We start from the raw sequence: 12,375 nt of genomic DNA, 5'->3' as shown, positions 1-12,375 counted from the left end.
CGTGGCGACACTGTTTATTGCAGATCTTCACCTCTGCACAGAAGAACCGGCGATCACCGCCGGTTTTCTGCGTTTTTTAGCCGGTGATGCGCGAAAGGCCGATGCGCTATACATTCTTGGCGACCTGTTTGAAGCCTGGATTGGCGACGACGATCCTAATCCGCTGCATCGTGAAATGGCCGCGGCGATAAAATCACTGACTGATTCCGGCGTTCCCTGCTTTTTTATTCACGGCAACCGTGATTTTCTGCTCGGTAAACGTTTTGCCCGTGCGAGCGGCATGACCTTGCTTCCCGAAGAAAAAGTGCTCGACCTGTATGGCCGCAAGGTGCTGATCATGCATGGCGACACCTTGTGCACCGACGACACAGGCTATCAGGCATTTCGCGCCAAAGTGCATCAACCCTGGTTACAGAAGCTGTTCCTCGCTCTGCCGCTGTTCGTTCGCCAGCGAATCGCTGCGAAAATGCGTGCCAACAGCAAAGCAGCCAACGACACCAAATCGCTGGAAATCATGGATGTGAATCAGCAGGCCGTGATTAGCGAGATGGAAAAACATCAGGTTCAGTGGTTAATTCACGGCCATACCCACCGCCCTGCCGTCCACGAGCTTACGGCCAATGAGCAACCCGCTTTCCGCGTGGTTTTAGGCGCATGGCACACCGAAGGTTCGATGATCAAAGTCACCCCTGACGACGTTGAACTGATCGCATTTCCATTTTAATTCTGCAGATACCCAGTTCCTCTTTACACAAAACTATTCGAGTTGCATCGAGGCGGCAAATCTGTGAGTCCCCTGGAGCTTACAAAAGTAAGTGACTGGGGTGAGCAGATGCAGCCAACAAAGAGGCCGCTTGAAGAGTGAAGTGCAAAGCGCAATCGTTTTCCTTGGCGGTGAATTATGCTATTCTCTGTGGCCTCAAAAGTCGAGTGTAGTGCACCACAGGAGTTTTCAGACGCATGTCTTCCCGCAATAATCCGGCGCGTGTCGCCATCGTGATGGGGTCCAAAAGCGACTGGGCTACCATGCAGTTCGCCGCCGAAATCTTCGAAATCCTGGACGTTCCGCATCATGTTGAAGTCGTCTCCGCCCACCGCACCCCAGACAAACTGTTTAGCTTCGCCGAAAGCGCTGAAGAGAACGGTTATCAGGTGATTATTGCCGGGGCCGGTGGCGCAGCGCATTTGCCTGGCATGATTGCGGCGAAAACGCTGGTGCCTGTCCTCGGTGTTCCGGTGCAAAGCGCAGCGCTGAGCGGCGTAGATAGCCTCTACTCTATCGTTCAAATGCCGCGCGGTATTCCGGTCGGCACGCTGGCGATCGGCAAAGCGGGTGCGGCAAATGCGGCCCTGCTGGCAGCACAAATTCTGGCAACACACGACAAAGCCTTACACCAGCGTCTGAACGACTGGCGCAAAGCGCAAACTGATGAGGTGCTGGAGAACCCGGACCCGCGAGGTGCCGCATGAAGCAGGTCTGCGTACTCGGCAACGGACAGCTAGGGCGCATGCTGCGTCAGGCCGGTGAGCCGCTGGGCATTGCGGTCTGGCCCGTCGGGCTGGACGCTGAACCGGCTGCGGTCCCTTTTCAGCAAAGCGTGATCACCGCTGAGATTGAGCGTTGGCCGGAAACGGCACTCACCCGCGAACTGGCACGCCACCCGGCGTTTGTTAACCGCGACGTCTTCCCGATTATTGCCGACCGTCTGACGCAAAAGCAGCTTTTTGACAAGCTCGGTCTGGCGACCGCGCCGTGGCAGCTGCTGGCAGATAAAAGCGAATGGTCTGCTGTATTCGACAAACTTGGCGAGCTGGCGATCGTGAAACGTCGCGTCGGCGGCTACGACGGACGTGGACAGTGGCGCTTGCGCGCAAATGAAACCGAGCAACTGCCGGACGACTGCTATGGCGAGTGCATCGTCGAGCGGGGAATCAACTTCTCCGGTGAAGTCTCCCTGGTTGGCGCTCGTGCGCACGACGGCAGCACCGTTTTCTATCCGCTGACCCATAACCTCCATCAGGATGGCATTCTGCGCACCAGCGTGGTATTCCCACAGGCTAACGCCAGACAGCAGGAACAGGCTGAAGCAATGCTCTCTGCCATCATGCAGGAGCTGGGCTATGTCGGCGTGATGGCGATGGAGTGTTTCATCACCCCGGAAGGTCTGCTGATTAACGAACTGGCTCCGCGCGTGCACAACAGCGGGCACTGGACGCAAAACGGCGCCAGCATCAGCCAGTTTGAGCTGCACCTGCGCGCCATTACCAACCTGCCGTTACCAACGCCGGTGGTGAACCATCCTTCGGTGATGGTAAACCTGATTGGTAGCGACCTGAACTACGACTGGCTGAAGCTGCCGCTGGTGCATCTGCACTGGTATGACAAAGAGGTGCGTGAAGGGCGTAAGGTGGGTCACCTGAACCTGAGCGACAGCGATACCGCACGCCTTAGCGCGACGCTGGAAGCGCTTATCCCCCTGCTGCCGCCGGAATATGCCAGCGGTATTATCTGGGCGCAGTCAAAGCTGAAATAAGCCAATAATGCCGGGGAGTTGATTTTATCCTTCCCCGGCCCCTCCTCTGGCGCGTAAAATCCCCTCCATTGCTGTTTTGTATTTTCAGGATCAAACATGAACGATGGAACGGACTACCGCGCAATTTTGCTCGCCGGTACGCCTTTAATCGATGTACGCGCCCCCGTGGAATTTCAGCAGGGCGCAATGCCGGGCGCAATCAACCTTCCCTTGATGAACGATGACGAACGTGCCGCCGTTGGGACCTGTTATAAACGTCAGGGACCCGAAGCCGCCCTCGCGCTCGGCCATCAACTGGTCTCGGGTGAAACCCGCCAACAGCGCATGCATGCCTGGCTGGATGCCTGTCGTCAAAATCCTGCGGGCTATTTATGCTGCGCGCGTGGCGGTCAGCGTTCGCATATTGTGCAGCAGTGGCTGCACGAGTCCGGCATTGACTATCCGCTGATTAAAGGCGGTTACAAAGCCCTGCGCCAGGCAGTGATACAGCTGACTGAAGAATTAGTGCAAAAGCCGATCGTCTTAATTGGCGGCTGTACCGGGAACGGCAAAACCCAACTGGTGCAACAGCAGCCAAACGGTGTGGATCTCGAAGGTCTGGCGCACCATCGCGGCTCCTCGTTTGGTCGCACCGTTGAACCTCAATTGAGTCAGGCGAGTTTTGAAAACCTGCTGGCGGTTGAAATGCTCAAAACCGATAGCCGTCAGGATTTACGTCTGTGGGTACTGGAAGATGAAGGCCGCATGATCGGGGCTAATCATCTGCCCGAATGCCTGCGCGAGCGCATGACCCAGGCATCAATTGCGGTGGTGAACGATCCTTTTGAGCGTCGTCTGGAGCGACTGCGCGAAGAGTATTTCGTGAAGATGCACCACGATTTTACCCACGCTTATGGCGAGAGCCAGGGCTGGCAGGAGTACAGCGAGTACCTGCACCACGGCCTGTTTGCTATCCGCCGCCGTCTGGGTTTACAACGTTTTGCCGAGCTGACCACCCTGCTCGACGTCGCTCTGCGCGAACAGCAGGCGACGGGCAGCACCGACGCCCATATGGGCTGGCTGGTGCCGTTGCTCAACGAGTATTACGACCCGATGTATCGTTATCAGCTGGAAAAGAAAGCCGCGAAAATCGTTTTTCGCGGCACATGGCAGGACGTTGCCGAGTGGCTTAACGCACAGTGATCAGTGTCTGTCGCGCTTATCTGCGCGTTTTGCCAGCCAGTCACCCAGCACCTGAACGACCTGCACCAGAATAATCAGCGCCACCACGGTGACAATCATGACCTGGGTTTCGTAGCGGTAATAACCAAAGCGAATCGCCAGGTCGCCGACTCCACCGCCGCCAACGATCCCGGCCATAGCGGAGTAACCGATCAGACTCACCAGCGTAATCGTCAACCCACGCAGCAGACCCGCGCTCGCCTCCGGCAACAGAACGGTGCAGATGATGCGCATCGGGCTGGCCCCAAACGCTTCCGCCGCTTCAATAATGCCTTTATCGACTTCACGTAGCGCACTATCAACCAGACGGGCATAGAAAGCGATTGCCGCCACCGAGAGTGGGACCGATGCCGCAATCGGGCCAATGGTATTCCCGAGCAAAAACTGGGTTAGCGGCAACAGCAGAACCAGCAGGATCACAAACGGCACCGAACGAATGATATTCACCAGCACGGAGCTGAGCAGATACACAAAACGGTTTTGCCAGAATAAATGCCGATCGGTGACGAAAATAAGAAAACCGAGCGGCAGTCCGCCAATAATTGCCAGCACCGTAGAGATGCTCAGCATCTGGAAAGTTTCATTAAACGCCAGCGTCAAATCCGGCAATAAATCATCCACGAATCACCTCCACCTGTGCAGTACGTTGACGAATATGTTCCACGGCGACATCCACCGCAGAAGGGTTATGCGGCGCGGTCAGTTGCACCACCAGAATCCCCAGCGCACGTTCACCGATATACTCAATTTTGCCGTGCAGAATGTTCACCGCCACGCCAAATTTAACCGCCACTTCTGACAACACCGGCTGTTCCGCCGAATCGCCGATGAACAGAATTTTTAGCAACTGGCCAGGCAGATGCTGGCGCAGACGCTCGGGCAGCGTCAAATTGAGGGTATGTGACACCAGCTGCTGTGTGAACGCATGCTGCGGGTGAGCAAAAACGTCAAACACCTCACCGGATTCCACCACCTTGCCGCCGGACATCACCGCCACGCGATCGCAAATCGATTTGATCACGTTCATCTCGTGAGTGATCAGCACGATCGTGATCCCCAACTGTTGGTTGATCTGCTTAAGCAACGCCAGAATCGTGGCTGAGGTTTCCAGATCCAACGCCGAGGTAGGTTCATCACACAACAGCACATCCGGGTGATTGGCAATCGCGCGGGCAATACCCACACGCTGCTTTTGCCCACCGCTTAGCTGAACCGGAAAGCGGTTCGCCTTGTCTGACAGCCCCACCAGCGCCAGGATTTCTCTCACGCGCGGGCCAATTTTACTGCGCTCCCATCCGGCAGCCTTCAGGCTAAAGGCGACGTTTTGCGCCACGGTACGGGTATGCATCAGGTTAAAATGTTGAAAAATCATCCCGATACGCTGACGGGCTTTACGTAGATGCCCCCCTTCAAGCGCAGAAATTTCTACGCCGTTCACCTTCACGCTTCCCTGGCTCGGACGCGTTAAGGCGTTCAGGGTACGCAGCAGCGTACTTTTCCCCGCGCCGCTGGTCCCGACAATGCCAAATATCTCACCTGCGCCGATGCGCAAGCTGACGTCATCAACCGCCCGGGTTGATGGTCCACGGCCTGCGCTAAAATCCACGCAAACTTTCTCTATCTCAATCATAGCCACCTCAGAAATGCGAAAAGGGCAGTCGTCGCTGCCCCTGTTAACCCTTGTGCGCAGCGATTATTGGGCTGCCGACATCCATTCCGGTTTCTGGAAGGCGCTGTAGATATTTTGCGGATCGTCGATCACCGCGCGATACGCCGGAGATTTCACCGCCTCAACAATATCTTTGGCGAACGGTTTATCCGCATCTTCAGTGCGTACCGCGATGATATTTTTTAGATTTTCGTCCAGGTGTTCCTGCTTGATGGCGCTGGCGAGATCCAGTTTTGCCGCTACGGCAAAGTTGCCGTTGACCAGCGCACCGGTCACACCGTCCAGCGTACGCGGCAGCTGTGCCGCTTCCAGCGGTTTAAACACCAGCCCTTTCGGATTGCTGGCGATATCGCGCTCGGAGGCTTTAGTTGGATCAATATTGTCTTTGATGGTGATAAGGCCAATAGACTGCAGGAAACGCAGACCGCGAGCCAGGTTGGTGGGATCGTTGGAGAGCGTGATCACATCTCCTTTTTTCAACTCATCCAGGCTTTTGATTTTATGTGAGTAAAACCCCATCCCTGCCGTCGGGACCACAATCAGCTTGCTCAGCTTCAGGCCTTTATCTGCGGTGAATTTGTCAAAATAGAGCGAATGCTGGAACAGGTTAGCATCAATGCTACCGTTGGAGAGCGCCATGTTCGGTTGCACGTAGTCGCTGAATTCGCGCACTACGACCTTATAGCCTTTCTCTTTCAGCGTAGGGGCAATGGCCTGTTTCACCATATCGCCGTACGGCCCAGGCGCGACGCCAAACACGATGGTGTGCGGATCACTGTTCGCATGAGCAAACTGTAATCCACAGGCCAGTAACAGCGCCCCGGTCGCGACGCGTAAACTCTGACGCAATCCCATATTCTCTCCATTTTAACGTTGTGGTGTCATATCTCACGCCGTTCTTGCGGCGTTGTTCTTGTTGGCCCGTTAACAGGCTGATTGTTAACATGACACAGATCACAACCTGCTGTCCTTGAAATTATTTCATGATGTTGCAGAGTATGTTTTTAAATGAAAGAAGGCATGAAAAAGCCGGATGTCGGCACAAGTGCCTAATCCGGCCTACAACAGCTCTCTTAGGCCCGATAAGCGCAAGCGTATCGGGCGGCAGGCGTCGATTAGAAATCGTAACGCAGACGAACCAGGTTCATGTCACCCAGATTGTCGGTGCTGGAGGTAAAGACGTGTTCGTAGTCAACACGGAAACCGTAATCCAGCTGGAAGCTGATCCCCACGCCGTTGTCGGTACGCAGGTAGTTACGGCCATTCACGTACTCAATACGGTCGCCCATAAAGTAAGGCTGAACGGATTTCAGCGCATACTGACCCACCGGGAAGGTGTAACCCGCGAAGTATTCCAGACCCCAGGCGTCACCGGCAAAGTAGTCGTTAACAGACACTTTTTTGGTGGTCATGAAGTTTTGATACCAACCGCCGCCCAGCGAGAAGGTCCAGTTGTCCGGTTTCCAGCTCAGCGCAGTACCGACGATGTTTTGATCGTAGGTTTTGCTGGTGTTGCCACGCATTTCCGCGCGGGTGTAGTTCCACGCCGTACCCCAGGTCAGATCATCGGTGATGTGATAATCCACACCCAGCGAGCCGCCGCCTTTACGTTTGTAGCGCAGACCGTTGTTCGGGTTGTAATCATCGCTAAACAGGTAGGAGGCGTAGAGATCAACATCGCCTACCGTATTTTTATACTTCAGTGACTTACGTGTACGATAGGAACCGTCATAGTCGCCATTGATACCGTTACCCGGTGCCTGACCGATCATGTCGTAGTCCCAGATATCGGTTTTCGCACCGACTACATCATAGTAAATGCTGTTCTGTTGACCGAAGGTCAGCGTACCCCAGGTTGCACTCTTCAGACCGGTGTACAACATACGACGCGTGGTATCGTTGGCACCGTCAGCGTAGTGGTTATCCCAGTTGAACATCGCCGGGAAGTTAACGCCCAACTCGTAGTAGCTCACCCAACTGATATCATCAAACAGATAGTAGTCAGCGGCGAAGCGGAAACGTGTACCGCCATCGAAGCCATTACGTTTGTAGCCATTCTTACCATCGTCACCGGTCATATTCTGGAACTGCGGACGAATACTCCCGCCGACGGTGAAGTTAAGACGACTCAGCGGGTTGCCCGCCTGCGGATCTTGTTTCAGGACCGTGATTTCCGCCTGGGAGGCGAAAGTCGTTAATGCCACTGCTGCGCCGATCGATACCGCCAGCGCCGTTTTTTTTATAGTCATTATTTGTACCTTGATAGATAGCCTGCCAATTATTCAGCGTACAAATATTAACGTTTATTAATACACTCGTGTTGTCGGGTTTTTATTGTTCTGTGCTGTTAAATATCAACGAGTTATCAATTTGTGCTGCATAGATAAAAAAACGCACCGATTTAAAAAACCGGTGCGTAATCATCACTAATATGAATTAACTACTGAACTGACGGAACAGCGCTTTGCCTTTTAGCAGACGTGAACCGAGCCATCCGCCGCATAAAGAGAGCAGCAATGCTCCACTAAATGGTAATACTACCCACAGTCGCCAGTCTGGTTCCCACGGGAAATCAAACACTCTGGTTTGCAGTACCGCCAGCGCCGTTTCTGCGCCGATGGCTGCCACCAGTCCGGCAACCATCCCGAGCATGGCGAACTCGCACCACAGCGTGGTACGCAGCAGCTTCTTACCCGCACCCAGCGTGCGCCAGACCACCAGTTCCTGATGACGCTGACGCATACCGACCTGAACCTGCGCCAGTAGCAGCAACATACCGCAGGCGGTGACCAGTACCACCATCACCTCCAGCGCCCGACTCACCTGCTCCAGCACCTGGCTCACCTGTTTGAGGATGGCGCCAATATCCAGCAGGCTGATGGTCGGGAATTCGCGGTTAAGCTGCGTTAGCATGCCGTTGCTGTTCTCCCAGCGAAAGCTGGTTAACCAGCTTTGCGGCTGAGCATCCAGCGCGCCGGAGGGGAAGATAAAGAAGAAGTTGGGCCGCAGGCTTTCCCAGTCCACTTTGCGCAGACTGCTGACCGTGGCGCTGAAATCCTGGGTGTCGCCCATAAAGGTCACTCGATCGCCGAGTTTGACGTTCAGCCGTTTCGCTAACCCCTCTTCCATCGACACTTCGCCCGCTTTTGGCGGCCAGCTTCCGGCGGTTATCGGGTTATGATCCGGTCGGGTATCCTGCCAGGTAAGATTAAGCTCGCGGTTCAGCGCCTCATCCTGATTGCCTTCGGTCGGCTTCTCATTGATCGCCGTCAGACGCGCCCGCACAATCGGATAGAACGATTCCGGGAGCACCTGATGCTCAGACAGGAAAGCCTTCAGCGGAACCACCTGCTCGGTGGCAATGTTGATCAGAAAATAGTTCGGACTTTCCGGCGGCATTTGCTGCTGCCAGCGGTCGAGCAAATCGCCGCGCAGCACCAGTAACAACGCCAGCAGCATAAAGGAAAGCGAAAATGCCGATAGCTGGCTGAGCGTTGACCACGGCTGGCGTAACAGTCGACTGACCGCCAAACGCAGCGGCAGTGAGGAGAGCGTCAGACCACGCAGTACGTTGAGCAGCATCCAGCCGAGCACCCCGCACAACAGCGCCAGTACCACCGCGCCAGCCAGTACCGCCCACAGCAGCGGACTTCCGCCCATCAGTCCAGCAAGCAGTGCAGTCACGACTATCACTACCACCGGCAAATAAAACTTCAGCGGCCAGACGTTTGCCACCACGTCACGGCGCAGCACCCGCAGCGGCTGCGTTGCCAGCAGCAGGCGATAAGGACGTAACCCCACCAAGAGCGAAATCACCGTCATGGTGCCTAATGCCCATAGCCACGGCCAGGGGCTGGCAGGCGGCAGTTCGCCGGGCAGAACCGGCTTGAGCAGCAGCACCAGCACGCGCTCAAATAACAGCCCGAACAGTCCGCCGGTCACGCCAGACAGCGCCAGCACCATCAGCCATTGACCAACAATCAGCCTGCGCAGTTGCGCCCTGCCCGCGCCGAGGGTTTTCAGAATAGCCACCAGATCGTAACGACTGCGGCAATAATGGCTCATCGCCACGGCAACCGCGGCGACCGCCAGCAACAGCGTTAACAGCGCCGACAGCAGCAGGAACTGTTGCGAACGCTCCAGTGATTTCCCCAGCGCCCCTTCATCCTGCTCCAGCCCATACCAGCGCTGTTCAGGCTTTAACTGCGGTAGCAGCCACTTTTCATAGGCTTCCAGTTGCGACGGCGTGCCGCCAAATTTATAGCGCCAGGTCACGCGGCTTCCCGGCTGGACCGCCGCCGTTTTTTCGACATCAGCCATGTTCATCATCAGGCGCGGTGCTATCTGGAACGGATTAAAACCAGAGTCCGGTTCCTGCACCACCTCCCCGGCAATGTGCAGCGTGGCATCGCCAACGTCGATGGAATCACCGACTTTTAAGTTGAGCAGCGCCATCAGTCGCGGAGCCAGCAGCACCGAGCCAGGCTGAGGTTTCAGCCCCGGCGGATTGGTCTGCAACGTGCCGTACATTGGATACACATCATCCACCGCTTTGACGTTCGCCAGTTGCGGCGTATCGCGGGCAAAAGTCATGGTGGCAAAGGTGAGCTGTTCTCCCACCTTCAGGCCACGCTGTCGCGCCTCGTCAATCCACGCTTTCGGCACGGTACGCGAACTTTGTAGCGACCGATCGCCCGCCATAAACTCACGGCTTTGCTGGCTCAGCCCTTTTTCCATACGATCGCTGATATTGCCCAGCGCCAGTACGCAAGCCACCGCCAGGCTCAGCGCCAGCCAGACAATCAGTAATGAAGGCGAGCGCCATTCGCGCCAGAACCAGCGTGCAATCATGCCTCCTCCTGCAACTGTCCGTTCACCAGGCGTAAACGCCGATCGCAACGCGCCGCCAGCTGCGGGTCATGGGTCACCAGAATCAGGGTGGTACCGTGTTCCCGGTTCAGAGAAAACAGCAGGTCGGCGATTTTGTCTCCGGTCTGGCGGTCCAGATTGCCCGTTGGTTCATCGGCAAACAGCACGTCAGGGCGACCGTTAAAGGCCCGCGCCAACGCCACGCGCTGCTGCTCCCCGCCGGAAAGCTGAGCCGGAAGATGATCAAGACGTTTTCCCAACCCCAGTTGCTCCAGCAGCGTTTTTGCCCCGTCACGACTTTTTCCGCTGTTTTCGCCGCGCAATAGCGCGGGCAGTTCGACGTTTTCCAGCGCGTTGAGGGTCGGAATTAACATGAATGACTGGAAGACAAAACCCACGTGCCGCGCCCGCAGCTGCGCCCGGGCTTCTTCGTCCATGGTGTGCAGCGCCTGCCCCACCAGGCTGACTTCACCGCTGGTGCCATCGTCCAGCCCGGCAAGGATCGCCAGCAGCGTGGATTTCCCCGATCCCGACTCGCCAAGCAACGCAATGGTCTCGGCGCGTTTGACAACCAGTTCAACTCCGGTAAGGATGGATAGCTCATGATCACCCTGACCGACGGATTTCTTAAGATGATGAACTTCAACAATGTTTTCCGCTGGCATTGGCCTTTCCTGTTCCTGGTCCTGTTAACTTTCCGCGCCGCCGCTGCGGACACGTTATTAATTCTGGGTGACAGCCTGAGCGCCGGATACCGTATGTCCGCCAGCGCCGCGTGGCCTGCGCTACTTAATGATAAATGGCAAACCAAAACGCCGGTGGTGAATGCCAGCATTAGCGGCGACACCTCGCAGCAAGGTCTGGCCCGTCTGCCTGCATTGCTCAAGCAGCACCAGCCGCGCTGGGTGCTGGTCGAACTTGGCGGCAACGACGGCCTGCGCGGCTTTGCGCCTGCGCAAACCGAACAAACCCTGCGAACAATTTTGCAGGACGTGAAAGCGGCAAATGCCGAACCACTGCTGATGCAAATTCGTCTGCCGGCAAACTACGGTCGCCGTTATAATGAAACCTTTAGCGCGATTTATCCAAAGCTCGCCAAAGAGTTTGATATTCCTCTGCTGCCATTTTTCATGGAAGAGGTTTATCTGAAACCCCAGTGGATGCAGGATGATGGTATTCATCCTAACCGTGACGCCCAGCCGTTTATCGCCGACTGGATGGCGCAACACCTCACTCCACTAGTAAATCACGACTCGTAATTTAACGGAGATCCTGACAGGTAAAGTTATGCAAAAATCGGTCTTAATAACAGGATGTTCCAGCGGAATCGGTCTGGAAAGCGCGCTTGAGCTAAAGCGCCAAGGTTTTCAAATTCTGGCAGGCTGTCGCAAACCTGACGATGTCGCGCGTATGAACAGCATGGGATTCACTGGCGTGTTGCTGGATCTGGATTCACCCGAAAGCGTGGATCGTGCCGCCGATGAAGTGATCGCCCTGACCGATAATCGTTTATATGGGATCTTTAACAACGCCGGATACGGTGTCTATGGTCCACTGCTCACCATCAGCCGTGAACAGATGGAACAGCAGTTTTCCGCCAACTTTTTTGGCGCACATCAGCTTACTATGCGCCTGTTACCTGCCATGTTACCCCACGGCGAAGGGCGCATTGTGATGACCTCATCGGTGATGGGATTGATCTCAACGCCGGGACGCGGTGCCTATGCCGCCAGCAAATATGCACTGGAAGCCTGGTCCGACGCACTGCGTATGGAACTGCGCCATAGCGGGATTAAGGTCAGCCTGATTGAACCCGGCCCCATCCGTACCCGCTTTACCGAAAACGTCAACCAGACCCAGAGCGATGCTCCCGTTGAAAATCCCGGCATTGCCGCGCGTTTTACGCTGGGACCAGAAGCGGTTGTCGCCAAAGTGCGTCATGCGTTTGAGAGCGATAAACCAAAGCTACGTTATCCGGTTACGCTGGTGACCTGGGCAGTGATGCTGCTTAAACGCCTGTTACCAGGCCGCATAATGGACAAAATTTTACAGGGTTGAGTTGAAGCTCGCGCGTCAGCCCCC

General features: G+C 55.7%; 12 protein-coding genes. 6 read left to right on the top strand and 6 right to left on the bottom strand.

The window, feature by feature from the left end:
- Nucleotide 1: 1 nt before the first annotated feature.
- The 4 genes from lpxH to mnmH all read left to right on the top strand — a co-directional run bounded on the left by lpxH (nt 2) and on the right by mnmH (nt 3,716).
- Complete coding sequence (lpxH, locus tag OGY72_RS02200) at nt 2–724, top strand: UDP-2,3-diacylglucosamine diphosphatase (protein ID WP_286546536.1); 723 nt, start codon at nt 2–4, stop codon at nt 722–724.
- A 236-nt stretch (nt 725–960) separates the two neighbouring features.
- Nucleotides 961–1,470 carry a 5-(carboxyamino)imidazole ribonucleotide mutase gene (purE, locus tag OGY72_RS02195; RefSeq protein WP_043001520.1) on the top strand — a complete coding sequence of 170 codons (510 nt, stop codon included), beginning with the start codon at nt 961–963 and terminating at the stop codon, nt 1,468–1,470.
- Nucleotides 1,467–2,534, top strand: a complete 1,068-nt coding sequence (purK, locus tag OGY72_RS02190; protein WP_008783999.1) for a 5-(carboxyamino)imidazole ribonucleotide synthase — start codon at nt 1,467–1,469, stop codon at nt 2,532–2,534. Before purE ends, purK begins: the two co-directional genes overlap by 4 nt.
- A gap of 96 nt (nt 2,535–2,630) precedes the next feature.
- On the top strand, nt 2,631–3,716 hold the full coding sequence (gene mnmH / locus OGY72_RS02185) for a tRNA 2-selenouridine(34) synthase MnmH (protein WP_148362315.1): 1,086 nt from the start codon (nt 2,631–2,633) through the stop codon (nt 3,714–3,716).
- Here the strand turns inward: mnmH and OGY72_RS02180 are convergent, their stop codons facing one another.
- From OGY72_RS02180 to ybbA, 6 genes are all read right to left on the bottom strand, one after another.
- Nucleotides 3,717–4,376, bottom strand: coding sequence for a methionine ABC transporter permease (locus OGY72_RS02180; protein ID WP_003831085.1), 660 nt, complete (start codon nt 4,374–4,376; stop codon nt 3,717–3,719).
- A complete protein-coding gene (gene sfbB / locus OGY72_RS02175) occupies nt 4,369–5,385 on the bottom strand; it encodes a virulence-associated ABC transporter ATP-binding protein SfbB (protein ID WP_200920705.1) in 1,017 nt (338 codons plus the stop codon). The genes OGY72_RS02180 and sfbB overlap by 8 nt, the downstream gene beginning before the upstream one ends.
- A 63-nt stretch (nt 5,386–5,448) precedes the next feature.
- A complete protein-coding gene (locus OGY72_RS02170) occupies nt 5,449–6,279 on the bottom strand; it encodes a MetQ/NlpA family ABC transporter substrate-binding protein (protein WP_286546527.1) in 831 nt (276 codons plus the stop codon).
- A gap of 260 nt (nt 6,280–6,539) precedes the next feature.
- On the bottom strand, nt 6,540–7,673 hold the full coding sequence (locus tag OGY72_RS02165) for a porin (RefSeq protein ID WP_079938334.1): 1,134 nt from the start codon (nt 7,671–7,673) through the stop codon (nt 6,540–6,542).
- A gap of 187 nt (nt 7,674–7,860) precedes the next feature.
- Nucleotides 7,861–10,275 carry a putative ABC transporter permease subunit YbbP gene (gene ybbP / locus OGY72_RS02160; protein WP_286546525.1) on the bottom strand — a complete coding sequence of 805 codons (2,415 nt, stop codon included), beginning with the start codon at nt 10,273–10,275 and terminating at the stop codon, nt 7,861–7,863.
- Nucleotides 10,272–10,958: a putative ABC transporter ATP-binding protein YbbA gene (gene ybbA / locus OGY72_RS02155; protein ID WP_286546523.1), complete on the bottom strand. Its 687-nt coding sequence runs from the start codon at nt 10,956–10,958 to the stop codon at nt 10,272–10,274. The genes ybbP and ybbA overlap by 4 nt, the downstream gene beginning before the upstream one ends.
- Between ybbA and tesA the strand changes: the two genes are divergently transcribed.
- Both tesA and OGY72_RS02145 read left to right on the top strand, forming a co-directional pair.
- Nucleotides 10,929–11,552, top strand: a complete 624-nt coding sequence (tesA, locus tag OGY72_RS02150; protein WP_032932667.1) for a multifunctional acyl-CoA thioesterase I/protease I/lysophospholipase L1 — start codon at nt 10,929–10,931, stop codon at nt 11,550–11,552. The genes ybbA and tesA overlap by 30 nt on opposite strands.
- Before the next feature lie 28 nt (nt 11,553–11,580).
- Complete coding sequence (locus tag OGY72_RS02145; protein ID WP_286546521.1) at nt 11,581–12,351, top strand: SDR family oxidoreductase; 771 nt, start codon at nt 11,581–11,583, stop codon at nt 12,349–12,351.
- The last annotated feature ends 24 nt before the right edge of the window (nt 12,352–12,375 follow it).

Source organism: Citrobacter sp. Cpo221, from assembly GCF_030332345.1.
Taxonomy (GTDB): domain Bacteria; phylum Pseudomonadota; class Gammaproteobacteria; order Enterobacterales; family Enterobacteriaceae; genus Citrobacter; species Citrobacter portucalensis.
The sequence above is the reverse complement of the archived record's forward strand: the minus strand, read 5'-3'. Positions and strand labels throughout refer to the sequence as shown.